Source organism: Pantoea sp. EA-12 (assembly GCF_030053355.1).
In the GTDB taxonomy this organism is placed as follows: Bacteria; Pseudomonadota; Gammaproteobacteria; order Enterobacterales; family Enterobacteriaceae; genus Pantoea; species Pantoea vagans_C.
In genome coordinates this window covers 254,062-279,621 of sequence record NZ_JASGBY010000006.1, presented here as the reverse complement: position 1 = coordinate 279,621, position 25,560 = coordinate 254,062, and the positions used below count along the sequence as shown (strand labels likewise).

Here is a 25,560-nt window from a genome sequence, read left to right as displayed (position 1 = left end):
TATAACGAATGTAACTGCAGGTCATCGTGAAGTACTACCCTCAGGAGGATCCGCCGGTGCCCTGAAACGGTTTTCCGGCTGCACCAACACCGCTCCTTCCGGCTGGCCCACGAAATTGGGTGACATGATCTGTACACCAAACTCATTAAACACGTCCTGTATGTGTCCGTGCAACTCACTGCGCACGCCGGCCAGTGACGCGCCCGGATGAATAATCACCTGCAACTCATAGGCGATGTACCAGTCCATCAGCGACAGCTGCCTGACAATAACGGGCTCGTCTCTCTGAATTTCCGCCGTGCGGCTGGCGGCCAGCTCCAGCATGGCATGCACCTGACGCCACGGCGTGTCGTAACCAATGGTCACAGAAGTGGTGACAGGAACACCCCGGCCGCGAGACTGTGAACTGAGGTTAACAATTTTTCCGCTCACTACTACGGCGTTTGGTATCGTCACTTCATAGTTTTCCCGGGTCAGGAGTTTGGTGGCCAGCATGCCCACCTCACTGACTTTGCCTTCATGGTCGGTAATACGAATGACATCGCCGCGCCGCAATGCGCGCGAATAGGTTAACACCAGCCCGCTCATGGCATGATTCATCACGCCGGCGGATCCCAGCGTCAGCATCAATCCCAGAAAGACGCTGATGCCCTTAAAGGCCAGTGAGTCAGCGCCCGGAAGAAATGGATAGGCAGCTGACAGTGCGAAAAGCCAGATCACTATGCTCACCAGCCTGCGCGTGACGCCGACAGTATCGCGGTGGACGCCGGGTAGTTGCAAGCTGCCTGATTCCACGCGTTGTAACACCATTCTCAGCAGACGCAACAGCAGTGCCGTGATAAAGACAATGGCCAGCACCACGCACAAACCCGGCAGAGCGGAGAGGACAGCCAGACCTATACGCTGCAACAGCATGAGGGTGTAAGCGCCAAGCTCCATGCCCCAGATGCGCGTCCAGGGGAAGAGTCGCAGCACCCAGCTGAGATAAAACCAGCCGGCAAGCGTGCCAATCAGCATCGCTGACGCCGTTGCCAGATGCACCTCAATATTGCCGGTTAACCTGCGGAGCTGCGAGCGAGCGGAGCGATCGCTGCGCAATTCTCGCGCCTGACAATACCGCCTGACGGCCTGACAACCACGCTGCAGCCCCAGGCACAGTGCAATAAGCAGCACCAGGCCGAAGGCCGTTTTCACAGCTGACAGCAGCAGATAGCGGTTTGAATACTGCTCCGACAACGCAGCACGCAAATCTTCCAGCCGCTGCTGCACCCGCAGCGCGGCCTGCGGCAGGGTCAAATCGTCACCCTCATCTAAATCGTTCTGCGACAGCAGCATGAAGGGCTTTTTGTTGATGATGAAGAGCACCGCCTGCTGCTGATAGCGTTTAAGCATCTGCGTTTCGACCGGATGGCGGAGATCTTCGGCGCTGAGATCGCGCAAGGTAGAAACGATGCGGTTCACACGCTCTTCCGGGGTCGTCTGACCATACGTTGCCTGTAACATGACAACCGGCTGATTGAGCAGCACCAGTGTTCGTGCATTCTCTCTGGCCGTGGGTGAGTGACGAGGTTCAGCACCATGCAACGTCCCCGGTAACGCCAGCATTGCGCAGCCAATAAGCATAAAACGGGCAAATATCGACATGAATCTCTCCCCGCGCGTGAACGTGGATGTATCAGTTGAACTGGTAACTGTAAGAGAGCACAAAACGGCTGTCAGGACTGTCCAGATAGGTATTGTTATCCATGACGAACGTCAGCAGGTTGAAGGACTGATGCTCAGTCAGCTTGATGCCCAGCCCGGCTCCGCCGAAGTAGCCTTTATAGTTATCCCCGTCGTCATTTTTGGAGCCATAAGATCCCGCCGCAAAAGCAATGAGCGTCAGCGACGGGGAAAGTGGCCTGAGGGTGAAGACGCCGAGATAGCCGCTGCTGCCGGAGGTGGTAATAGTGTCATAACCAAACTCGGGAGATAGCGAATCCGCAAACTGAGGCGCGATGCAGCCTCCTTCATTTTTACAGCCTATGGTTTCACCGGTGTTATAGGTGTATCCCGCCATGGGGAATATCTGGAATCCTGCTGGCGCAATCCCAAACACGCTGAGGGGGATAAAGGTGCCTACTGAATAATTCGTCTGTGTTGCGCCATTGGTGTATTCGTTTTTACCGAAGTTGAAATTCACTATCCCGACAGGAAACAGCCACGAGCCGCCTACACGCCATTCACTGGCATCGCTGTTGATGCGTGCATTCAGCTTGCGGGCTTTATCCAGCGCCACCGAGCCCGAAAAGGATACGTTGCTGTCGTCCATGTCGTAAGTATCTGACCAGCTGACACCCGCTTTGGTGGTGACTTTGGTGGGGTCATCATCGAGTTTTTGATTATCCTCCCCGGCCAGTGAAAATGACGAAAACAAACAAAGCAGCAGTGCGGTTAAACCCCCTTTATGATTACCCATCATCTTATTCACCTGGTTCTGAACCGTGTCAGCCTTGTGATGCCGGATGAATCAGGCTCCGGCTTAGCCTGCTGAATTCAGTACGACTCTTAAGCCCGTTTATTTCGCGATAGCAGGACACAATGCCGGGTCAAAGACCGTTGCCCAGTCCTGCTTCATATCGACTACCGTCCAGCCATATTTTTCAGCTAGTTTCAGGCCATTGACCAGCGTGCCGCTGGCGGGCGGATGAGCATCGTAGGCGTATTCGCGCGTGCTGTCGGTATGATGAACCAGCAGGCCAAATGTTTTTGCCGCAGGGTTGGTCGAGGTGTATTCCAGCATGGGGACGTCCCCGTCACTGTTGCCAAAGGCAGCAACCGGGCGATGTCCCATAAAGAGGTGGATAGCGACAGGTTTGGCTGTCTCATCATCATAAAACGCACCGTTCATGGTTTTACGTATCTGGCTGCCATTATCACTGAGTGAAAACTCTGAGAGTGAGAATGAGCCCACCACCTGTTCAGGCGGGATGCCATACATTTTTTCGGCGAGCACGCGCATGAAATCCACGCCACCTCCCGAAATTATCCACGTTTTGAAATCATGCTCACGCAAATAATCCAGTAACTCCCGCATGGGCTGGTAACCCAGTTGATCGTACCTACAGCCAAAGCGCGCATGCTTCTGCGTATCCACCCAGGCGCTCACGCGCGCATCAAACTCTTCGGTGGTCATGTTGCTGTGGGTCAGCGCCAGAATATGCATTAAGCCTTTCTTTCCCGCCGCTGACACAGATTTAACATCATTATTCAGCACGGCCTGTACCAGTGCATCACTGCGCCAGTCCGGGTTATGCGGAGCCAGCCGCTTTATTTCATCGAAGGCAAACTGCAGCTGGAACGTCAGCGGCGCTTCGGGCCAGAGCGTCCCGTCATTGTCGAACACCACGTAGCGCTGATTAACGGGGATAAACGTGGCGCTACCCGGCTCTGTAGACTGAGTCACCCATTCCACGATGGCCCGCTTGGCTTTGCCGTCACGCCAGCCTGAAAGCGGCGTATCCGCCGCCAGCACCGGTCCGGATAACACCGTCAGTAATGCCGCTATCACGCATGCTTGTTTCATCTTCTTCTCCTGCTTTGTGGATAGAGTTCGGGAAGGGATGTGATCGTCCAAAGTCGCCGCCAGGCCAGAGCGGCGAAGCAGATACCACGCAGCAGCAGATGGCGGGCGAACCAGATGCAGATCAGCAGAACAACGCCTGTGCCAGCCAGCATGACCCAGAGCCAGCCGGCCAGACCGGATTGCGCGCGAAGCACCTTCTCACTACCTGCCTGCCGTGCGGGCAAAATGTCATAACGCTTGCCGGGCAGGGTAGCCAATTGCCACTGCTGGTGTTGAGTGTCCCACCAGCGCAGCTGGATCGGCGGCAGAACCAGGGGGCCAGAGGTATCAGGCAGATAACGTAATTTTTCACTGCGCTGGCTACCAATCACTTCGTCTCGCCCCTGCGTCAGGGCTTGCGTTACCGGCGTGAGGCGCTGAGTGGACGCGCCGGGTAAATCAATAAGGATGGGCGGTATCTGAGCGGGGATCACCCCCTGCGCTTTAACCACCACTTCGCGCTCAACCACGTCACCCACATGCAGGTTTTTATCCTCACCGGCCCGAAACAAATTCAGCGTCTGCGTCAACTTCAGCGTCTGCGCGGGCAGAAATCGATCGGGTTGCTGTACGCCTTTGGGCCAGTGAATCGGGATGTCCAGAGCGGCCAGTGACACTGTTTTAGGCGGTTGCCCGGCTGACTCCAGCGTCAGGACCATTTGTGGCAGCTGTAAAGAACCCTGGTCCCAGGCCATGAGGTCTCGCTCCATCCTCACCCCGCTCCAGCTGACGCCCGCCGCCTGTTTAGTGACCAGCTGGTTGGGTATGTTACCCGGTACCAGCGAGCCGTTGACAATGGTCATGTCTGGCCATTCAGGCGGGGGATTAAACCAGCTGTCAGTCCAGAATGTGATGGCAACGCGCAGCGGCTGACCCGGCACGGCTGCGGGAGGCGCCACCAGTTCGCGTGTGATGTCCATTGCACTCCGTGCTGAACAGGCAACAAAGATCAGACACAGCAGTAATATTCTCATGGTGCCTCCGGTCCGGAAGAACGATAGAAATTCTCCAGCAAGCCACCCGGCGACACTGTCAGGTTCTCGTACCACTGATTGACCTGTAGCGCTGCACGGGCGATTGGCTGCAAATCTTTCTGTTCTGCACCCTGATCTTTCTTCAGATCATTTTTCACTTCATCAGGATCGTAATTTTTTTCTTTTCCCTGCTCAGCCTGGCGATCGCGCTCCTGCTGACGCAGCTTCATGATAATGTCAGCGATCAGTGCCCGGTTATGTTGCGCTATCTGCCAGTCCGGGCGCAGGCTGAGTGCCTGGTCGTAGGTATTCAGTGCCTGTTGCCATTTTTTCTGCTGGGCGAGACTGTTGGCCAGCCACACCAGATTCTCCGGGGTGAGTGGTGCCTGCAGAAAGGCGGCACTGGCGGCGCTGAAGTCCCGGGCATAATAAAACGCAATCCCCTGGCGAAGAGGATCCTGGTAATGCTGTGCAGCCTCTGCATAGTGGCCTGCTTTAAACGCACGCTGGCCCTGTATATCTGGTGAAATCCAGGCATCAAGCCATGCTGAACGGGCATCCGACGGAAGTCCCGATAAGGTGAAAGCAAGCAGAACCACCAGCATTCCCTGTCGCCGCCAGAACAGCACGAGAAACAGTATCGGCACCGCCAGCCAGTAACCGCTGTTATGCCAGGGCAAATCGTGCCGGTGATTTTCCTGCTGTGTCAGGCTGGTCTGAATATGCTTACGGATGGCAGAAATATCATCGTCGTCAGTACCACTCGCAAGCGTCACGGGAATGCCGTTGTCACGGATCTGACTAAAGCGTGATACGTTGAGCCGCGTATCAATACCACGCTGAGCATAGGTCTCCGGTAAGGCTCCGCCACGCGCTGTGCCGGGCACCCAGAGCTGAAGGGGATAGGATTGCTGGCCCAGCCATGCCGCTTCATCGGGGGCAAGAGTATCTGCCACCAGAACCATGCTGCGAGGGGTGGCCGGAAGACTTTTATCAGCCAGGGCCAGTGCTGCCCGTAAACCCTCGCCTTCCCCCTCTGGCATCAGTGTTGGCTGCTGGGCGTTCAGAAACAGGGCGTAAAACGCTGGATCACGCGTCAGCGGCGTTGTCAGCCAGGCACCGTTGCGGTAGACGATTAACCCGAACCGGCTGCCGGGCATCTGCTGCATCAGCAGCATCAGTTTGTGTTGCATACGCTGATGACGATTAGGTGGCAGATCCTGCGCCAGCATGCTGAAATCCTGCTGGAGAATGATCATCACATTACTTTGCGGCGTCACGCCATCCGGTAGTTGCTTGTGCCAGCTCGGCCCGGCCAGCGCAATTCCGGCCAGCGCGATGATCCATGGAACCAGCCGCAGAGGCGGGTTTGAACGGCGAATAATCATCGCTCGCGCAAAGGGTTTATCCATTATCCGGTGCCAGACACTTCGCGGCGCTTTGAGCCACCATGCTAAAAGCAGACAGAGTGGCAACGTCAGCAGCCACCATGGCTGAAGGAAATGAAATGACGTCATCTTCTTGTCTCCCGCAAGCGTCGCCAACCAGCCGTGATCAGCAATAGCACAATCACCATCCCCAGCGGCCAGCCAAATAACGGGACTCTGGTGGAATATCCGAGCGTCTTAACCTGTGCAGGTGTCTGAGCATCAATGTCACGCCAGACATTTTTCAGCGCATCACCCTGAGTACTCGCCTGCCAGGCCCTTCCACCGGTCAGCTGGGCGATTTTTGCCAGCAGCGCATTATCCACCTTGTCCTCTCCGCTGGCCTGTGGATCGCCAAAGGCGATGGTATCGACCTGAACATGATGTGACGCTGCAAGTTGTGCAGCCAGTTCGGGTGAAAGCTGCGATGCGGTATCATTGCCGTCCGTCAGCAGAATGGCCATCCGCCCCGCGTCGCTGTCTTCACTGCTGTCCAGCATTTTGACGGCAACCCCTAGCGCATCGCCAATCGCAGTCTGCTGTCCTACCATGCCGGGCGTTAACTGATCGATACGTGTCAGCAGGGCCTGCTTATCCTCACTGAGAGGCGCAAACGGCCAGGCGCTGCTGGCAAAAATCACCAGACCGATGCGATCGCTTTTTCTCTGAGCGACAAAGGTTCTGACCGTTTGCTGAACCGCCTGCAGCCGGGTAAGTTGCGGGCCGGCATCATTTTTCTCCATCGACCCGGATACATCCAGAATCAACACCAGATTGCGCATCGGCTGCGTCACCAGCGTGGGCGGCAGCCGCCATTCCGGGCGAGCAAGGCAGGTCAGCAGCAAAATCCATATCAGCCAGAACACGCCACGCTGGGCGATCGGTAATGCCGGGGGATCGCGGCGAAGCGACAATTCAGCAATGAGCGTGGGCAGGAAAGGCACCCGAACCTGCTCGGCGACCTCGGGGGCAGGGGGCAGAAGAAAACGCATGACCAGTGGTAATGGCAGTAACAGCCCAATCCACGGCCAGGCAAACTCCAGTTGAGCGATGAGTTCAGACATCGGGAAGCCCCTGCAGCCAGCGCTTAAGCTGCTGTTTGAGTGAAATTAGCTCCCCCGGAGCCAGAGTGTCATCCCGCTGGCAGTAGCGCTGGTTCAGCTTTTCGACCAGTTCACTGCTGAGAGGCAAGTCATGCAGCAACTGGATGACATAATGCTGGCTGCTTACCGTTATTCGCGGCTGATGAATCAGCTTGACCTGTTTAATCCAGTTCAGGCACTGGTCTGCCCCGGCCAGCATCGCAAGCTGACGCGTAGCCTGACGACGCCAGTCATTTCGTCGCCAGCGAGCAATGCGCAGCAGCAGCCACAGACTGGCCGTCATCAGCAGGATGGCGGCCAGCCAGTACCATCCTTCTGGCAGTGGAAGCCAGCTGAGCTCTGTGGGCAGCGCAGGATTTTGCAAACGCGGAACGCTAAAGCCTTTTTCCAGCACGTGCGCCTCCGGTCTGAAGCTGATGAAGTATTGGTTCACCGACGTTAATCTGACGAACCTCGATCCCCAGACTGAGTAACCGCTTCTCCTGGCGTGCCAGACGACCGCTGGTCACGTCCGCAATCTGGCGTTGTAGCTGTGGGGAAAGGGATAGGGCAACGCGCTGTTGCTGGTAGCTGGCTGCAAGCTCACCTGAAGCAGGCAGGCGCAGGTGAACGTCATCCAGCACGACAAAGGCGCTTATCTCACACCGCCTGCGCAGGCGTGCGAGGAGTGCCTCGCACTCAGCGTCCATGTCATGAAAGTCGCTGATCATCGCAACCCAGCTGCCGGCGGGAATCTGGCGGCTCATCTGCTGCAGCAAATGGGTGAAGCTGAGAGGTTGCGCCGGTTCACGCGGGTAACGTGATGCCAGCGACTGGTTCAGCCTCAGCAAATCTGCAAACAGAGGGTGAAGCGAGCGTTTTGGTGAACGGCAGCGCTGAAAAGCGATTTCATCATCACTGAACACGGCGGACCCGAGCCGATCGTTATCGTGCCAGCACCGCCAGGCCAGCAGTGCAGCGATTTCGGCTGCCGCTGCCGACTTGGTCTGACCGCGGGTGGAAAAATACATGTCCAGCCGCTGATCGACTAAAAGAATTACCGGACGCTCCCGCTCTTCATTGTAGAGCCTGACCCAGGGCGCGCGCAGGCGCGCCGTGGCCTGCCAGTCAATCAGCCTTACGTCATCACCCGGCTGATAGCGCCGCAGGCTGTCAAAGTTCAGCCCGCGCCCCTGCTGACGCGAGGTCCGCTCTCCGGCCATGGCGCCAGGCGGCAGTTGCGCAGGAAGGTTGCTCAGTTGCTGTGCCGCACCCGCCAGATGCATCAGCTGGGGTAACGTCACGGTCAGACGCGCGTCCATCAGGCCACCACGGCGTCAAGCAGCAGACGAATTACGTCGTCCTCGCTCTGATTATCGGCGCTGGCCTGATAACTCAGCATCAGACGATGACGCAGTACCGCCGGTGCAATACGTTTTATATCCTCAGGCAGGACCGCATCGCGGCCTTCAAGCCAGCACTGCGCACGGGCAGCCCGATCCAGTGCCAGCGTACCGCGTGGACTGATGCCTAACGCAACATAGCTGGCGAAGGTTTCACTTAGCTGTGCCGGCTGACGGGTCATCTCCACAAGATTAACAATGTAGTTCTCCATGGCGGGGGCAACGTAAATGTCTGAAATCGCCCGCCAGCAATCTGCAATGTCTCCCTGAGTGAGCATTACGTCCGGCGTAACGACCGGTTTCGCCGATGCATCATGTTCAGCGCGGTATTTCTCCTGCTGTTCGCCGCGAACCAGCTGCATCACGCGTTGCTCATTCTCTTTCGTCGGGTAACTGACCAGCACTTTCATCAGAAAACGATCTAATTGCGCTTCCGGCAAAGGCCAGGTGCCTTCCTGGTCCACCGGGTTTTGGGTAGCCAGCACCATAAACACGCCTGGCAGGGGCCAGCTCTTACCGGCAACAGTTACATGGCGCTCTTCCATCGCCTCCAGCAGAGCAGACTGCACGCGGGCTGAGGCACGGTTAATCTCATCCGCGAGGATTACATTGCCAAATACCGGACCCGGACGAAAACGGAACTGATCTTCTTCTCGCGTGGCATGCTGCTGATAAATTTCACTGCCGGTGATGTCAGAAGGCAGCAGGTCGGGCGTGAACTGAATTCGGCTGAAGACGCCTTCAACATGGCGGGCGAGTTCCCTTACTGCACGGGTCTTTGCCAGCCCCGGCAGGCCCTCCAGCAGGACATGGCCATCGCAGAGCAGGGCAATAATCAACATCCGCACCAGTTCCTGCTGACCCAGCACCTGAGTATTCATACTTTGTTCAAGCTGAAGCATCTTTTCGGTGGCATTCATTTCCGCACTCCTGCAAAGTCACGTTTCAGTAACGTGGTGATCCCCACCAGAATGGGCTCGGCATAATTAAAGAACGCTTTGATCCCCGGGCACAGATAGTTCAAGCCCAGTTCACCATCGGGGGTCCGGACCAGACGGTTTTTGGGGCATTCACCCCAGCAGAGCTTCAGATGCGGGCATTCCCTGCAATATTTTGGCAGGGTGTCGCGCTTACCCATACCGAATGACTGCTGACGTTCAGAAAAGGCCAGGTGAGAAAGCTTGCTGTATTCAATGTTGCCTATCTGATATTCCGGGTAAACGTAGTGGTCACAGGAGTAAATATCGCCATTTTTTTCAATGGCGAGCCCCTTGCCGCAAAATTCTGACGCGGTGCAAATCTGCGCCGGCATGCCCATCGTCTGGGCTACCGCGGTTTCAAAAAGGTTAACCTGCACGCGTCCCAGATCGTTATTAACCCACTCTTCAAAAACCGCTATCAGAAACTGCCCCCAGTCATAGGGGTCAACGGACCAGTCGGTCACAATGGAGTCCAGATCGCCCGGCCGCGCGCGTCGCGTACCGGTGACAGGAATGGTGTCATCACGCCAGAACTGGGGTGCCGTGCTTTTGAAGTCAACAGGCTCTACGCAGGGGTTGAACTGCACGTAAGTGGCACCCAGCTCGCGGGTCACGAAGCGATAAACCTCCAGGGGGAAGCGCGCATTGGTTCTGTTGACGGTGACCAGTGCATTAAATGGCACATCATGGCGCTTGAGCGCATCCACGCCCTCCATGACTTTATCAAAAGTGGGTTTGCCGCTTCGCGTTACGCGGTACCGGTCATGTAATTCCCGCGGCCCGTCAATCGAAATGCCCACCAGGAAATGATGTTTCTTAAGGAATGCTGCCCATTTGTCATTGAGCAGAACGCCGTTCGTCTGGAGATCGTTTTCAATTCTCTGGTCAGGCTTTTTGTACTGCTTCTGAAAAGCGACCACTTTTTCGAAAAACTCCAGGCCCATCAGCGTGGGCTCGCCTCCCTGCCAGGAGAACACCACCTGGTCGCCATCCTGCCCCTCGATATACTGCCGGATGAACTGTTCTAACACTTCATCGCTCATCCCGGTGTGCCGGTCCTGGTGGAGCAGCTGTTCTTTTGACAGGTAAAAACAATAGGTGCAGTCAAGGTTACAGGTGGAGCCCGAGGGTTTGGCCATGACATGAAAGCGGCGTTTGTATACAGGCCCTTTTCCGTTGTACTTCTCCGCGGAGGGTAAGGGTTTTACGGGCAATGTAGTGCTGTATTTCATCTTGGCCTCCGAAAACCGGGCAGTATTTTGCCCGGTAGGGGTGAGCAGGATCAGTTGGTCGCGGGGCTGCCTTCATCAATGAGTTTTTGCACGTCAGAAACCGTGAAAGAACCCGGTTTCTGGCGTGGCGGAAACTCTTTGAAGCTCTGCAACATATCAGCGGCGTATTTCTGCGCCCCACCCAGCAGGAACAGACGGTCATAGAACCAGTGGTTGTAGTCCATGCCATCAGAACCGCGTTCAAGCGGGTCGATTTCCAGATCGAAAATTAGCGGAGTACGGAGTTTGACGAACGGATACTTCCACAGATCCAGGCCGGTATGTTCCTGAATCATAAAGTGAGCCTTCCAGCGACCGTAGCGCATCGCCAGCAGGTCACCGTCATCGCTCCAGTAGAAGAACTCTTTGCGCTGGTCCGGACCTTTACCCTGCAGGAAGTCCAGCTGGTTATAACCGTCCAGATGCACTTTGTAGGTCATGGCATTGGTTTTGTAGCCTTTAAGCAGTTGCTGCTTGATATCCGGTACGCCAGCCGCAGCAACCAGGGTAGGGAACCAGTCGTTACTGCCAAACATATCGTTGATGACCGTACCAGGTTTGATGTGACCCGGCCATCTGATCATCGCCGGTACACGGAAACCGCCCTCCCAGCCGGTGTTTTTCTCACCCCTGAACGGTGTCATCCCTGAGTCAGGCCAGGTCGCGATCATCGGGCCGTTATCTGTGGTATAAACGACAATGGTGTTGTCTTCGATGCCGAGATCTTTAATTTTCTTCAGCACCTCACCGATAATCTTGTCATGCTCAACCATCCCATCCGCATAATCACCCAACCCGGTCACCCCTTTATCGGCCGGCTTGATATGCGTTTTGTTGTGCATGCGCGTGGTGTTATACCAGGTGAAGAAAGGTTTGTTGGCTTTGACCTGCCGTTCCATAAAGTCGTTGTTTGCCGCCAGAGTCTCCTCATCAACGGTCTCCATACGCTTGGTATTCAGCGGACCGGTATCCTCTATTTTTCCGTCAGCAGTAGACTTGATAACCCCGCGCGGTCCGAACTGTTTACGATAGGCCGGGTCTTTAGGATAGTCAGGGTTTTCAGGCTCCTCTTCTGCATTGAGGTGGTAAAGGTTACCCATAAACTCATCGAAACCGTGCGCGGTGGGTAAAAATTCATCCCGGTCACCGAGGTGATTTTTACCAAACTGACCAGTGGCATAGCCAAGTTGCTTAAGAATGCTGGCAATAGTGGGATCTTCTTTTTGCAGACCCTGTGGCGCACCTGGCATGCCCACCTTGCTCATTCCGGTACGGAACGGCATCTGTCCGGTGATGAAGGACGAGCGTCCGGCGGTTGAACTCTGTTCGGCGTAGTAAGACGTGAATTTCGCCCCTTCAGCGGCAATACTGTCGATGTTCGGGGTTTTATATCCCATCATTCCCTGGTTGTAGGTGCTGAGATTCCAGTAGCCAATATCATCACCAAAGATCACCACGATGTTGGGTTTACTTTTGTTTTGCTCCGGTGCTGTCTGCGGCGTTGTGCTGTTATCCGCAGCCAGAGCGCTACCGGAACAGCAGGCGACCGTCAACATCGTCGCGAGCAGGGATTTGCAAAAAGGGACTTTTAACATTTCTGCGCTCCAAAGTGGGGGCTCATAAGGAACGGCAAAAGTGAGCCGCTCCGCTTTTACGACTAAACAAACTGCACTGCACTAATCTCCTTTCGGTCAGGTTAAAAAGTCTGGCTGTAGTTGATGCTCAGGAAGTAAATGGCAGGATTGTCATAACTGCCTTTTAGTGCCGGAGCCGTTACGTGTGAGGAGTCCATCATCAGGTATTCAAAGGCAGCGCCGATATTGCTGGAGGGGGTGAGCTGATACTGTGCTCCCACGCCGAATCGCCACGCATCACCGGACGGCATGGTCAGAGACGTATCACTTTGTGAACGATAGAAACTGCTGTCGTAAGCCACACCGCTGTTGAGACGCCAGCGATCATCAGGACGAAACTGCAGTCCCAGCGCAGTGTGCCAGGTATCTTTAAGGCGGTTATTCCGTTCAGGTGTGGTATCCACCAGGGTGACCTGATTGGCGCCGTAGGCGCTCCAGTCCTGCCAGCCTAAGTCGCCCATCACTGACCACTGAGTATTAATATCGTGGACAAGGCTGAACATCAGCTGAGCAGGCGTATTCACCTGCGCAGTGATCGGCAGGCTGTATTGCTGATTCGGGAGCTGGGGGAAACGGGCTGCGCCGTCGATACTGAAGTGATATTCGGTTTTGCTGGTATAAGTGACACCCGCGCGCGTCGCATCGGTCAAATCAAACAGCAGGCCGGTGCGAAAATTCAGCGCCCAGTCATGATCGGACTGTTTCTGATCTGAGCCCGCGACGTCACGCGTCAGAGACAGGTAGCCGTAATTGATCCCCACGCCTACGCCCCAGGACACCTTATCGCTCAGCTTCCAGGCCAGCGCGGGGCTCAGGGTCATCCCCACCAGCGTGCTTTTTTTAATGAGCCGGTCACCGGCCCACTCCCCAAAATCGAGCCCCAGGCCGTAATTTCCATACAGCCCGATGCCTGCAGACCACTGATCGTTGATGCGCTGATGGTAAAACATACTGGCCCCGGGAAACCAGCCGATGGTATTGCCAGGACTGTTACCCTGTAGCCCAGCATCATCGTCAAGCCGGTAGGGCGTATCACCATAAAGAGCCTGTAAGCCGCCCGTAAACATCCGGTCAGGTAGTCGCGTCATTCCTGCTGGGTTTGTGACAAGCGTGGAGGCATCCTGCGCACGCGCCGCCTGACCAGCACCAGCTAGCCCGGTATCCTCGGTCGCAATTTCATAAAGGTAAAGACCCGCGGCATGAGTTGGGAGGGACAAACAGCCACTTAAGATCAAAGCAGGATACAGTTTCATCGTGTCTCCATTCCAATGCAGACCGGTAAGAAAAACGGATCTGACTTACAGCATTGATGGGCAGCGTATATCAGCCAGAGTACGTGCATAACGAACCCGATCGCCCGCTTTCATAGCATCGGCTGCTTTAATAAGCGTCTGATGGTTTTCAGGATCGGCCATAAAGGTGCTGCGGATTTTTTCATCCGACACTTGTAGGCTTATGCGGCAATGGGTCCTTAAATCATTAATCATCGCCTGCTGGCGCAGCGCAAAACCAACGCTGTCATAGGGGGCTGCATAACCGGCGGCAGAGATGAAAACAAGCACTGCCGAAGCAAACCGTCGAAATTTAGGATCTGTAAATAGGTGCATAGCTATGCTCCCAGGTGAATTTAATTAGTTAAGAAATTGCAGATTGAGCCCAAAGAAAATCTGCCAGCGCGCCTGACCAGGACCGTGGTCGGCAATGCTGCCCTGAGGCTCAACAAAGAAGTTATAAACCGTTTTGCCGCTCTTGATTACCTGGCCCACACCAAGACCAAGAGGTATGCCGTAACTGTCATTCTGGAAGTTATAATTCCAGATGGGCGCGGAGCGGAGATACGTGCCACCTCCCAGCTGATAAAAAGCGAACGGCTGGAAGGCGCCGATATTGACGTCGCTGCGGTTCCCCTCTCCGGCGAAGCTGTGCTGCCAGGAAGCCAGATAGCCATACTGAAATACTGGCGAGCTGGCGTTAAACAGCACGTTAACCAGTCCTGCAGACCATTTTTCGCTGCCTAGCGCATGTTCAGAAGCTGTAGGCGCAGTAAGCTGCGGCCCAAACCCAAAGCTGATCGAGGGATTGCCGGTATCAATTAACCAGGCGGTGAAGAGGTTCAAATCTCCGGTGCCGGTCTGATGTCCGCCGCCCGGCCCAACGGGATAGGTATTTACAGGGAGAGAGGCGCGTAACAGCCAGTGGCTTTCCTTCAGAGAAAAAGGTTGTGCATAGCGCAGCCAGAACTGGTTAGCATCTTTATCAGTTCCGCTTACATCGCCAATATAATAATTCTGCATATTAAATGCAGTCATATTGGCAAGGGGGTTATTCGCCTGAGCGGAATCCCCCTGCGGTTGTGCTGAAGAAGCATTGAATGCCAGGACAAATAACAAACCCATCACCAGTGCTCGATTAAAGCAAGCCTTCGCAATAAACATAGCGCCCTCAATATTCTAGGAATAAGGACGGAGTAGTTAAACCCCATTACAAGCTATACCTGGTGAAATTCAAAGGTAGAAAGCACTGATTATATTAATATTTTGAAACAACCTTAGTTTCAAATGTACCCGGACGCAAGAGTAAATTTCAAAAAAATTTCGACGATACTCAGTAATATTGCCCTGTAGGAAAGACAATAGAATCTAACCTGAGCAACAAAAAACCCAGGGCTTACTTAACTCATTGAAATAATAAAATGAATTAGATAAAAGGTTGAGTAAAAAGGTAGATTTAACCTCTCAAAAATCAGACTTTCCTCACAAAACATGCAGGCAATGAAAATAGGGAACACTTAAGTTTAGTGTTGCTCAAACTGTAATTATCTGAAATATAATTAAATAACAATAAAAGCAATATATAAACCCAATCAATCTCTACTTGGAATTGGTAAAGTCATTTGCAAGGGGAAAGCGCCAATTAATAATTACGCTCCATGACTTTATAAAAAACCACGAATTACTTTAAAAAACATTACAAATCAATGCAATATGCTATTGTCACTTATGTTTAATTTGGCGCTAAATTATCACCATGAAATTATAAATGGCCTATCACTATTGCATTGAATAAAAAGTTAAAAAATGTTAACTGCATAACGTTTTTGGGGTAAATGGAGGAGAGTTACTTAATCAAGTCGAAAAGCTTTGTCTGCATAAGATATATTTTACATAAAAAATCGTCTTCACAGTCAAAAAAGTTATTGGCTAAACTCATCGCCACATTCATCGAGTACCACTCCAGTCACTCTTGAAGGATTTCTAAAAAACCAAGAGTTTCAAGTTAAAATCATGCATCTATTATTAAACCTATCTCTAATCTTTGGCTGATTTTTCATTGAATTATGCATGTTATGCCACGACTAATCGGATCGGTACGTAAGCCAGTTCCTTACGTAAATTTGGCACTAAATAATTTCTCAGTTAGGCAAAATGTGGGCCAACTTTAATCTTCGGGATTTTCCAAAACTCTCGCATTTGTCTGAAAATTTCGTATAACTGTCGAACTCATGCAAAGTTTGATTGCAGGTAAGAGGTCACATCAGTATAAATACTTAATTAAGAATTTTCTAATTGTGGATAATGATAATGGGACACATGCCTGAAGAAGTAACTTCATCCCCTTTGCTAACAGGTGTCATCGGGGAAGCTGTACTTGAGTTAATTGATCGTGGCAGAATTGTCGACAGCGTAGGCATCGTGACTATGCTTGAAAAGAAAAAGCGTGCATGCGGCGCTCCTTCTGTCTCGCGTATCATCGATGATGCGCTCTTCTGGATGCGTAAAGGTGCCTCCGGTTGATCTCCAGCCTTTTAAAAGCAACAACTAGGTGGAGAATAATAGGCCATACTCCTCTCCGATGCAGAGGCTGAGGTGTTTTTTAAACACGTGGTTATTCAAGAGGCTTTAAGATGATAAGAAGCCCATCAGTCTTGGCATTATTTCTTACTATACTCAACTGCTAGACTTAATGGGCAGCAACTGCTGATTAACGACCTTCGCACTCAGTGCCGGATCCTGCAGCAGATATCTGACGAGAAAATTAATTCCACTTTCCTCGCGATAACTGAAAATCACCAAAGTTGGGGGCTGCGGCAGATGCTTTACGCATGAAAAGCCGTGAAAACTACAGCCAGCAATTCTCTCAGATACGTTGCTCGGATATGTCATGATTTGCTTAGATCCTGCCCACATTTGCGAATGTTTAATGCGCCCAGCGGTTGCGACCCTGATGCTTTGCACGGTATAGCGCCTCATCTGCCAGGGTAATCACCTGTTCCGGTGCCAGCCCGCCGCGTGTCTCAGCAATGCCCATGCTGACCGTGACCCAGCAACTGATATCCGAAGCGGAATGCGCTATGGCGGCCTGTTCCAGTTGTTGACGTATGCGTTCAGCCACCATTATGGCCTCTTTCGTTGTTGCGTTTGTCAGAACCAGTGTGAACTCCTCACCACCGTAGCGCGCGACCAGATCCTCAGGTGAGCGTACCGCAGACTTCAGCACACGGGCTACCCGGGTCAAGCAGTCATCTCCGGCCTGATGGCCGTATGCATCGTTAAAGCGCTTGAAGTAGTCCACGTCCAGCATGATGAGCGAAAACGCCGCACCCTGCGAACAGAGCTGGGACAGATAAGATTCCAGCGTGCGGCGGTTCGCAATTTCTGTAAGTGCGTCCTGGCTTGCCATGAGGTCCAGTCGACCAATCAGTAGCTGATTCAATTCAAAACGATGCCAGGCGTCGCTGAACCACCGGTTGAGGTTTATCCGTCCGTATACAAGAATTACCGTCAGAATGAGCCACAGTACAATGAACTGTGGAATAAGTCCGAGATTCAGCTCAAAGCTGATGACTGGCATGGAGAGCCACATCGGCATTAAATAGCAGAGCAGGCTGGACAGATGAAAATAGAGCGCGGCAAGACCGGATAACATTAGCACACAGATAAGTGGCCAGCCAAACGGGAGCTGCCAATGGGCAACAAAGTAGTACGCGGTCACTGACCACAGCACACTGATAGCGAGCAGAAACACTTTTGCCAGCAGTCTGACCGGCTTACGTAAAAGAAAAATTAGTGAAAGCAGCCCGAGAGAGGCGGTGATAATGAGGGACATCGAGAGGTCAATCCATGAAAGCAGCGTTTCACGCTCCATGGGCGTTTGGGGAATTGTGTCGAACAGTTTGCTTCTCATTAACACCATGAGCGCAAAGCTCACGTTGACGAAGGCGAACCAGGGCAGACTCCTTCTGAATGCATGCCTTATCATTTCATCCCGTGTCGTCCATGGTTCCAGCCCCTTAACCCGCCTGCGTTCTATACCAGTGCTCATAGCCGCCTCGTTTTATCCGGAATTAAAATGAGCATATATCACTGCAGGCAGATAAGTGAGCAGAGGCGATTAAATCTGGCCTGTTATATCTAAATACGTTTTACCGAAGCGCAGATAGTCTTTGCCCCTAAGCAGGCTGAAATGGGTAGGTCAGCCCGAAGTCTGCCGGAGCCGGGCAGCTCCGACGCTGCGTTTTAAATCTGGCGAAAAAAGTACCGCAGGATTCCTCCAGAACTGAGGCACATGCGGCAAGTTGATAAAGAAAACCATCGCCTTAAGAAACTGGTTGCCGACCTGAGCCTCGACAAGGCCATTCTGAAGGACGAATTGGGTTAAAGGTGCGCACAACATAGGATAATGATAAAAACCTCAGCAGCAGGTAACAGCAAAGCGCAGTACAAAATGCATAACCAAAACTATATTTAACATAATTAGCATGATCTGCCGTAGCTCCAAAAATAAAACCACGGCATGCCAATCATAAACTAAATCAATCCCCCCCTCCCAACACCCTCAACGCGTGGCTAAAAAAGTCCCGCCGCCCAAAATTCCCTGATTTCAGCGCCAGCGCTAACGGCTTACTGGCCGTGTGAAAGAGGGCAGGAACCCCAGGATCAATCTCTTCCCCAACTTGCAGCGAATGCAGGTTCAGCGCGCTAACCACCGCGCCGGAAGTCTCTCCGCCACCCACCACCAGCCGCTGAATGCCTTGTTCATGAACCAGTTTTCTGGCCGCTTCGCCAAACAACGCGTCCAGCTGTTGGGAAATATTCTCCTGGCCGTATTGCTGCTGTGCCTGCTTCACACTCTCAGGATCGCCCGAAGAGTAGACGAGCGGGAGTGACTCTTGATGCCCGCAAATAAACGCCACCACCTCATCGGCATTCACGCGGCCGTTCATCACATCCTGAATATCCAGCGCCAGCACGGGATACTGCTTTTGGTGTTCCTCAATCTGGCCACGGGTGGCGCCCGAACAACTCCCGACCAAAATGGCTGTTGGCCCTTGCACAACAGGGTAATCCTGCACGCCTCCTTCAGCCTTGCCCGCTTGGATAAAATTATGCGGCAAAGCCATAGCAATGCCCGATCCGCCACTGATAAGCGGTGCTTGCGCGGCCGATATGCCGATAATGGTCAGATCATGATCGCTTATGGCATCCACCACCACCAGCTGTGCCGCTTCGGATGCATCGGCATGCAAAGCACTACGCAGGCTTTCACTCCCTTTAACCACCTGCTGCCAGCTGATATGGCGCACCGGCGTCTCAGCCTGACGTGAAAGCAGACGTCGGACATCGGCATCTTTCATCGGTGTCACTGGGTGATGCTCCATCCCGGACTCATTGAGAGGGCGGTCGTTAACAAAAAGGTTACCCTGGTATAGCGTGCGCCCCATTGCCGGAAAGGCCGGGCAGACTATCACCCGCTTCGCCTTCAGTCGCTTCGTTAAGGCATCCAGAACCGGTCCGATATTGCCTTTATCGGTTGAATCGAAGGTAGAACAATATTTAAACACGATTTGCTGGCATCCCTGATCCAGCAACCATTCGCAGGCAGTAAGGGACTGTTCAACCGCTACCGCAGCGGGTAATGAACGTGATTTCAGCGCAATCACACCTGCTTCAACTTCAGGTCGCGCGGGCTGCACAGGTACGCCGAGATACTGGGTGGTACTCAGCCCACCTTCTCCGGGTAACCCTTTGGACAGGGTAACGGCGATATCGCTGGCACCGGTAAAATCGTCGGCGATCACTCCTATCAGCATGATGGGCCCTCCAGCGCAGCGCGCAGTTTGTTAACCGCCGCGTGAGGCGCAGTCAGAACGGGTACATTCACACGCTCTCGCACAGCCGCAGCGGCACGAGAAGTGGAAAAGTGCGCCAGCATAATGGCATCACAATGGGAAAGTTTGGGCGCGGCCTCTGCCACTAGCCGGTTGTGGCTGGAAACATCCCCTTTGCGCAGCAAATCAATGGCGTCCGGGACCAGCACGGTTTCCAGCGTTGCCTGGGAACCAGTCAGTTCGGCATAACGTTCAAACTCCTCGCACATGGTAACCAAAGAGGGGCCAAAGGTTGCCAGCATGCCGATGCGTTTACCCTGCTGTAACGCGGCTTCAAACATCGCTTCGTTAGGTTTCAACACCGGGATGGGTAGAGTGGCGGCCAGTTGATCAATCGCCGGACCAAACGCGGAGCAGGTCACCAGGATGCCCTGAGCATCCATGGAATAGCCGTATTGTCCCAATGCAACAAAACGGTCGCTTAAAAGCGGGGAGAGTCGTTCCTCTTTGGCGCGATCAATCGTTAAACCATCATCCAGCAGGTTCACTGTCTCGGCTTCGGGCCACAGATCGTTGAACGCTTCATGTATCGGGGTCATCGCCACCGGGGTGGCATGCAGTAAAACTATGCGTGGGCTCATCACTGTCTCCGTTATCAGCCGTAAGAGTTCTGTTTTACAGCACACCATACCCAAGGGAAAAATAAAATGTAAGGGCTTACATTTATCCTTATTGAGTGATGTTGATCACATAAATAATTTGAGTATCTGGCAGGATAATAACAGACCACATTCCCCTGAATGTTAATTTTGAAATCGCTTACTTTTATTATGACTGAGAACGCAAAATGACTACTCGTGGAGAGACCACCGCTATTAACATCGCCAGTGTGCCTGAAGCTCAGACACGTCCAGTCAGTACCGTTCCTCGTCATTTCAGGGACTTACTGGCACTGGAAGACTTCGAACGTCATGCCCGCAAGCGTTTACCCAATATGATTTATCAGTACGTTAAGGGAGGCGTTGAGACCGGAAGGGGGCTTGCAGCGGCTTATGAAGCCTACCAACAGTATGTCTTTGTGCCGCGCATGTTCCGTGATGTGTCGGGCCGTGATCAGCGAGTCAATCTGCTGGGACAAGACTGGGCTCATCCCTTTGGCGTGGCACCGCTTGGCGGCGCCTCCTTCGTCAGCTATCGCGCTGACCTGATGCTGGCCAAAGCAGCCCGCGCGATGAATGTGCCCATGATCCTGAGTGCCTCATCCCTCATCCCATTGGAAGAGGTGATTGCGGCAAACCCTGATGCCTGGTTCCAGGCCTATCTGGCGGGCGATCAGCCGCGCATCGATCGTTTAGTCGAACGCGTCGAGCGAGCAGGGTATAAAACCCTGGTCGTGACGGGAGATACGCCGATGCTGGGCAACCGGGAGCACAACACCCGCAGTGGTTTCAGCATGCCCATCAAAATTACCCCCAAAGTGATGTGGCAGAGCGCGATGAGTCCACGCTGGCTGCTGGGTACTGTCGCGCAGACTTTCCTGCGCCATGGCGCTCCCCACTTTGAAAACACCGATGCTGAACGTGGCCCACCCATGATGTCCAGCAAGGTGCGTAACACCAATGCGCGCGATCAGCTAAGCTGGAAGCACGTTGAAGCCATACGCAAAAAGTGGAAAGGAAATCTGGTGATTAAGGGACTGATGTCTCCCGAGGATGCGTTCATGGCACGTGACCTCGGCGCTGATGCGGTGATCCTGTCAAATCACGGTGGTCGTCAGCTCGATTACACCGTTCCGCCACTGCATACGCTGCCCGAAATCGCAGCTGCAAAAGGGGATATGAAAGTCATTATCGACAGCGGTATCCGCCGCGGTACCGACGTGATGAAGGCGATGGCGCTGGGTGCAGACTTCGTGTTCCTCGGCCGACCGTTCCTCTACGGTTCTGTGATTGGTGCCCAGGCAGGAATTGAGCATGCCATGCACATTCTGCGTGATGAAATAGACCGCGATCTGGCACTTATCGGCGTAACGCGTCCGGGTCAACTGGATGCTTCGTTGCTACGCCGTGCGCCCTATTTTGCGAAGGAGGATTAAGCATGGAGTTAACCCTTTACAGCGCGCTGGCATTGAGTGCGCCCTTTAATACGCTGGTCAGACACTGGCAGGATGCTCATCCTGAGACGCAACTGACGTTTCGCTGGCATCCCAGTACGATCATTGAAAAAGAGCTGAACGCAGGCGAGCAGGCTGATGTGGTTATCGCCACGGTCGAAACACTCGACAGGCTGATTGAATCGGGTTTGGCTGCTAAAGATGATCGGATAGAGGTGGTAGATTCACCCATCGGTATTGCCGTGCTGGCGGGAACACCGCACCCTGACATCAGTACGCGAGAAAGGTTAATTGATACCCTGCTGGCAGCACGTTCTGTTTCATGGTCGGAAGCCGGGGCCAGCGGCGTGTGGTTCAGCCATGTGCTGAAACAACTCAATATCGATGCTGAATTGCGTGCCCGTGGTACCGTCATTCCTGCCGGCTTTACCGCAGAGCAACTGGTCAATGGCAATGCAGATTTGGCGGTACAGCAGCTCAGTGAATTGCTGATGGTATCCGGTGTTGAGATTGTCGGCGCGTTGCCACCTGAAACGCAGCAGCCGGTGTCTATCTCAGCGTCCGTGCTGAACAAGACTACACACAGCGAGCCCGCGCGCGAATTTCTGGCATGGCTGAAAACACCGCAAGTCACCGATATCTTCAGCCAGTTTGGCTTAGTGCGCCGTGACTAACGATCCTGACGGGGCACTGACCCCGTACTGCCCCTTACGATAAGTTCCGTCTTAATCACAGTATGCGTCTGCGCTGTCTGGTTGTTCAGTGTGTTCAACAGATAATGCGCAGCGTGCTCACCAATTGACGCCAAATCGACACGCATGGTGGTCAGCGGGTGCTCAAGATGTTCCGCATACTCATAGTCGTTAAAGCCCACTATCGAAATGTCGTTAGGAATGCGCAGGTAGCGTTCGCTTGCTGCGCGCATCGCGCCAAACGCCAGCAGGTCATTACCGCAGATAATGGCGGTGGGTGGCTGTGGCCCGTCGAGCAGACGAAATACGGCTTTACGCGCATCGTTCATGGAAAAAGCATTATCAATCAGATGCGTATCAGCCAGTTCAAGCCCATGCTGCTGCAACGCGCGACGGGTGCCTTTCAGTCGCTCTGAGACACGATCGTTGGAGGGGGGCGTACCGACAATCACGGCAAAGCGTTGATGCCCCAGCCCCAGCAGATGGTTGGCCAACGTTTCAGCGGCGCCTTCACTGTCATAACCCACACTCGGCTTGTCGCGGTCCTGTGAAAAGGTCTGCACGCAGGCGATGTCCTGCTGCGTGATGCGCTCCCATAGCCTGGGATGGTGGGTATTCCCCACCAGCATTAACCCATCTATCCCGTACTCAATCAGCTTGTTGACTTCCTTCAGTTCGGTGTCTGGGTCGAAATTGGAGTTGGCCAGTAGCAGCGTGTACCCCGCTTCGTGGATCAGCTGCTGAAAGGCGGCCAGCGGTCGGGAAAAGGTTTCAGTCGCGAGCGTAGGGACCACCGCGCCTATGGTCATGCTGCGGCGCGATGCAAGGGTTCGCGCCGCACGGTTGATAACGTACCCCAACTCCTCGCAGGCCTTCTCCACCGCTTCCCGGCGGGCCGCTTTTACCGTGGAGCTACCATTCAGTACCCGCGATACCGTCGCTGTGGATACTCCTGAGAGACGCGCGACATCTTCCAGTGATACGCGACCGGTTCCATTTTGCTTCTCACTCATCAAGTCACTCCTGCTGAAAAAAGTGAGCTTGTCCACAGTTTTGGCAGACAACTCACGATCAATTTTGAAAGCGCTTACTTTTGGCTTGACTGTATTTTGTAATCGCTTACTTTTGAAAACATGTTATCAGCTTGAGGACGCCTGCTCACGATTTATTAACCAAATCATGACCTGCATCCCCAAATTTTAACCGCAACGCTGGCTGCTGCAGGCCGCAACGCCGCAGAACCTCTGTTACCCATAAATAAATCATAAAGGAATTCACCATGCGCAGATATCCACGAATTCGCTGGCTGATGATCGTGTTCTGCTTCTTCGCCATTGCTATCAACTACATTGACCGCATCAATCTCGCAATTGCTGCACCTCACATCAAGGCCGATCTGGGATTAGATGACACCAGTATGGGGCTCATTCTTGGCGCCTTTTTCTGGACCTATGCCTTGATGCAGATCCCGGCGGGAAGATTGATTGACCGTCTGGGTGCACGTGCGGGCCTCGCACTGGCAGTGGGTTGGTGGTCACTCTTCACGGTATTCACCTCATTCGGTAAAGGCTTCACCTCTCTGTTTGCTGCGCGCCTAGCGCTCGGCATCGGTGAAGCAGGCGGCAACCCGGGCTGCGTGAAAGTGGTTTACAGCTGGTTCCCGAAAAAACAGCGTGCGACCGCCAGCGGCATCTTCGATGCAGGCCCGCGCGCCGGAAGCGCACTGGCATTGCCGCTGGTTGCCTGGCTGATCAGCACGTGGGACTGGGAAACCTCCTTTGTCGTCACCGGTGCATTAGGACTGGTCTGGGTAGCGATCTGGCTGGTGTTCTATCGCGATCCGGAAGAGAAGAAAGGACTGGATGAGACGGAGCGTCAGAATCTGCTCGAGGATCGCGCTGCGCCGGTCACGCAGGAAAACGCTAAAGTCGAACTCTGGTCACTGTTCCGCCACCGTAACGTGTGGGGAATGATGATCGGCTTTTTCTGCATGAACTTTGCGACCTACTTCTTCGTCACCTGGTTCCCGACCTATCTCACCGTCGCCCACGGTTTCTCGCTGAAAGAACTGGGTACGCTGGGCGCGATCCCAGCGCTGATGGGAATTCCCGGTAGCCTGTTAGGGGGCGTCATCTCAGATGCTCTGTACCGTAAAGGTTTCAGCCTCACGGCTGCACGTAAAACCTGCCTGGTGGCCGGCATGCTGCTCTCGTCCGTCATCGCCTTTGCGGCCTTCACCGACAGCATCGCCGTGATCCTGACGCTGTTCTCCATCACTTATGCCGGTCTGGCATTCACAGCAGCCAACATCTGGACGCTGCCAGCTGATGTCGCGCCTGCCAGTAACTATGTGGCCACGCTGGGCGGCATCCAGAACTTCGCTGGCAATCTCGCCGGGATTGTCACGGCATCATTTACCGGACTGATGCTGAGCCTCAGCCACGGATCTTTTGTGGTGCCTTTACTGGTCGCTGGTGCCATCTGTGTGCTCGGCGCGCTGACGTTTATGTTCGTGCTGGGCAAGCTGGAGCCGCTGCCCGTCAGCGTGCGCCGTGAATCGAATGTTATTGCCACTGCTAACGATTGAGGAGAGGGAAAATGCAAAACGAACAGTCTTTACGGGAAGAGATCTGCCAGGTGGGAGCCGACCTGTTTACCCGGGGCTACACCACCGGAACCGCGGGCAACATCAGTGCGCGACTGGAAGATGGCTGGCTGATCACTCCCACCGATGCGTGTCTGGGCCACCTTGAACCGGCGCGTATCGCCAAAGTGAATCGAGACGGCGAGTGGGTATCGGGTGATAAACCCTCCAAAACGCTGCTGCTGCATCGACAGATTTATGACCGTAATCCGGATGCGCAAGGCGTGGTCCATACGCACTCAACGCATCTGGTCCAGCTGACGCTGGCAGGTGTCTGGCAGCAAGACAGCATCTTGCCGCCACTAACGCCCTATCAGGTCATGAAAGTCGGGCGCATCCCACTGATTGAATATCGTCGTCCGGGTCATGCAGACGTCGCGGAACAGGTCGCCGGACTGGCCAATGAGGTTCGCGGTGTGATGCTTGAACGCCTGGGGCCGGTGATCTGGGGCGCGTCCGTCTCGGCGGCCAGTTTCTCGCTGGAGGAACTGGAAGAAACGGCGCGCTTATGGCTGAACTGCGCCATCAAACCGGCCGCGCTGCCAGAAGCGGCAGTGCATGAACTTTGTGAGCACTTCAAGACGCACTGGTAAGCGTCACTCTGTACCCTACAAAAAAGAGAAAAGAA

General features: G+C 53.9%; 23 protein-coding genes. 5 read left to right on the top strand and 18 right to left on the bottom strand.

Annotated elements, in window-relative coordinates; genetic code table 11:
* Nucleotides 1-21 precede the first annotated feature (21 nt).
* The 14 genes from QMZ30_RS11820 to QMZ30_RS11755 form a co-directional block, all read right to left on the bottom strand.
* Nucleotides 22-1,623 carry a mechanosensitive ion channel family protein gene (locus tag QMZ30_RS11820; RefSeq protein ID WP_282996477.1) on the bottom strand — a complete coding sequence of 534 codons (1,602 nt, stop codon included), beginning with the start codon at nt 1,621-1,623 and terminating at the stop codon, nt 22-24.
* Between the two features lie 52 nt (nt 1,624-1,675).
* Nucleotides 1,676-2,461: a hypothetical protein gene (locus QMZ30_RS11815; RefSeq protein ID WP_282996474.1), complete on the bottom strand. Its 786-nt coding sequence runs from the start codon at nt 2,459-2,461 to the stop codon at nt 1,676-1,678.
* Between the two features lie 96 nt (nt 2,462-2,557).
* The gene (locus QMZ30_RS11810) at nt 2,558-3,565 is read right to left on the bottom strand and encodes an HAD family hydrolase (RefSeq protein ID WP_282996476.1); all 1,008 of its coding nucleotides are present in this window, start codon (nt 3,563-3,565) and stop codon (nt 2,558-2,560) included.
* On the bottom strand, nt 3,562-4,578 hold the full coding sequence (locus tag QMZ30_RS11805; protein ID WP_283227519.1) for an oxygen tolerance domain protein: 1,017 nt from the start codon (nt 4,576-4,578) through the stop codon (nt 3,562-3,564). Before QMZ30_RS11805 ends, QMZ30_RS11810 begins: the two co-directional genes overlap by 4 nt.
* A complete protein-coding gene (locus QMZ30_RS11800; protein ID WP_282996472.1) occupies nt 4,575-6,095 on the bottom strand; it encodes a VWA domain-containing protein in 1,521 nt (506 codons plus the stop codon). Before QMZ30_RS11800 ends, QMZ30_RS11805 begins: the two co-directional genes overlap by 4 nt.
* The gene (locus tag QMZ30_RS11795) at nt 6,092-7,069 is read right to left on the bottom strand and encodes a VWA domain-containing protein (RefSeq protein ID WP_282996471.1); all 978 of its coding nucleotides are present in this window, start codon (nt 7,067-7,069) and stop codon (nt 6,092-6,094) included. Before QMZ30_RS11795 ends, QMZ30_RS11800 begins: the two co-directional genes overlap by 4 nt.
* Nucleotides 7,062-7,502 carry a DUF4381 family protein gene (locus tag QMZ30_RS11790; RefSeq protein ID WP_282996470.1) on the bottom strand — a complete coding sequence of 147 codons (441 nt, stop codon included), beginning with the start codon at nt 7,500-7,502 and terminating at the stop codon, nt 7,062-7,064. The genes QMZ30_RS11795 and QMZ30_RS11790 overlap by 8 nt, the downstream gene beginning before the upstream one ends.
* A complete protein-coding gene (locus QMZ30_RS11785; protein WP_282996469.1) occupies nt 7,483-8,409 on the bottom strand; it encodes a DUF58 domain-containing protein in 927 nt (308 codons plus the stop codon). The genes QMZ30_RS11790 and QMZ30_RS11785 overlap by 20 nt, the downstream gene beginning before the upstream one ends.
* Nucleotides 8,409-9,410: an AAA family ATPase gene (locus QMZ30_RS11780; protein ID WP_282996468.1), complete on the bottom strand. Its 1,002-nt coding sequence runs from the start codon at nt 9,408-9,410 to the stop codon at nt 8,409-8,411. The genes QMZ30_RS11785 and QMZ30_RS11780 overlap by 1 nt, the downstream gene beginning before the upstream one ends.
* A complete protein-coding gene (locus tag QMZ30_RS11775) occupies nt 9,407-10,702 on the bottom strand; it encodes an anaerobic sulfatase maturase (protein ID WP_282996467.1) in 1,296 nt (431 codons plus the stop codon). Before QMZ30_RS11775 ends, QMZ30_RS11780 begins: the two co-directional genes overlap by 4 nt.
* 50 nt (nt 10,703-10,752) lie before the next feature.
* Complete coding sequence (locus tag QMZ30_RS11770) at nt 10,753-12,336, bottom strand: arylsulfatase (RefSeq protein ID WP_282996466.1); 1,584 nt, start codon at nt 12,334-12,336, stop codon at nt 10,753-10,755.
* Between the two features lie 101 nt (nt 12,337-12,437).
* The gene (locus QMZ30_RS11765; RefSeq protein WP_282996465.1) at nt 12,438-13,628 is read right to left on the bottom strand and encodes an OmpP1/FadL family transporter; all 1,191 of its coding nucleotides are present in this window, start codon (nt 13,626-13,628) and stop codon (nt 12,438-12,440) included.
* A gap of 45 nt (nt 13,629-13,673) precedes the next feature.
* Nucleotides 13,674-13,982, bottom strand: a complete 309-nt coding sequence (locus tag QMZ30_RS11760; RefSeq protein ID WP_282996464.1) for a YicS family protein — start codon at nt 13,980-13,982, stop codon at nt 13,674-13,676.
* Nucleotides 13,983-14,006: 24 nt separating this feature from the next.
* Complete coding sequence (locus QMZ30_RS11755) at nt 14,007-14,810, bottom strand: hypothetical protein (RefSeq protein ID WP_283227518.1); 804 nt, start codon at nt 14,808-14,810, stop codon at nt 14,007-14,009.
* Between the two features lie 1,155 nt (nt 14,811-15,965).
* Between QMZ30_RS11755 and QMZ30_RS11750 the strand changes: the two genes are divergently transcribed.
* Nucleotides 15,966-16,169, top strand: a complete 204-nt coding sequence (locus QMZ30_RS11750) for a hypothetical protein (RefSeq protein WP_283227517.1) — start codon at nt 15,966-15,968, stop codon at nt 16,167-16,169.
* A gap of 403 nt (nt 16,170-16,572) precedes the next feature.
* On the opposite strand, the gene QMZ30_RS11745 is transcribed toward QMZ30_RS11750, so the two are convergent.
* The 3 genes from QMZ30_RS11745 to QMZ30_RS11735 form a co-directional block, all read right to left on the bottom strand.
* A complete protein-coding gene (locus QMZ30_RS11745; RefSeq protein ID WP_442956358.1) occupies nt 16,573-17,634 on the bottom strand; it encodes a GGDEF domain-containing protein in 1,062 nt (353 codons plus the stop codon).
* A gap of 553 nt (nt 17,635-18,187) precedes the next feature.
* Nucleotides 18,188-19,465 carry a 3-oxo-tetronate kinase gene (otnK, locus tag QMZ30_RS11740; RefSeq protein WP_283227515.1) on the bottom strand — a complete coding sequence of 426 codons (1,278 nt, stop codon included), beginning with the start codon at nt 19,463-19,465 and terminating at the stop codon, nt 18,188-18,190.
* The gene (locus tag QMZ30_RS11735) at nt 19,459-20,124 is read right to left on the bottom strand and encodes an aspartate/glutamate racemase family protein (protein ID WP_283227514.1); all 666 of its coding nucleotides are present in this window, start codon (nt 20,122-20,124) and stop codon (nt 19,459-19,461) included. The genes otnK and QMZ30_RS11735 overlap by 7 nt, the downstream gene beginning before the upstream one ends.
* A 206-nt stretch (nt 20,125-20,330) precedes the next feature.
* Here QMZ30_RS11735 and QMZ30_RS11730 point away from each other — a divergent pair, with 206 nt between their 5' ends.
* Entirely contained in the window at nt 20,331-21,578 is a 1,248-nt protein-coding gene (locus QMZ30_RS11730; RefSeq protein WP_283227513.1) for an alpha-hydroxy acid oxidase, read from the top strand.
* A 2-nt stretch (nt 21,579-21,580) separates the two neighbouring features.
* A complete protein-coding gene (locus QMZ30_RS11725) occupies nt 21,581-22,270 on the top strand; it encodes a substrate-binding domain-containing protein (RefSeq protein WP_283227512.1) in 690 nt (229 codons plus the stop codon).
* On the opposite strand, the gene QMZ30_RS11720 is transcribed toward QMZ30_RS11725, so the two are convergent.
* Nucleotides 22,267-23,301, bottom strand: a complete 1,035-nt coding sequence (locus QMZ30_RS11720) for a LacI family DNA-binding transcriptional regulator (protein WP_283227511.1) — start codon at nt 23,299-23,301, stop codon at nt 22,267-22,269. The two genes, QMZ30_RS11725 and QMZ30_RS11720, sit on opposite strands and share 4 nt — an antisense overlap.
* A gap of 266 nt (nt 23,302-23,567) precedes the next feature.
* Here QMZ30_RS11720 and QMZ30_RS11715 point away from each other — a divergent pair, with 266 nt between their 5' ends.
* Entirely contained in the window at nt 23,568-24,875 is a 1,308-nt protein-coding gene (locus QMZ30_RS11715) for an MFS transporter (RefSeq protein ID WP_283227510.1), read from the top strand.
* Nucleotides 24,876-24,886: 11 nt separating this feature from the next.
* Entirely contained in the window at nt 24,887-25,525 is a 639-nt protein-coding gene (gene otnC / locus QMZ30_RS11710) for a 3-oxo-tetronate 4-phosphate decarboxylase (RefSeq protein WP_283227509.1), read from the top strand.
* The last annotated feature ends 35 nt before the right edge of the window (nt 25,526-25,560 follow it).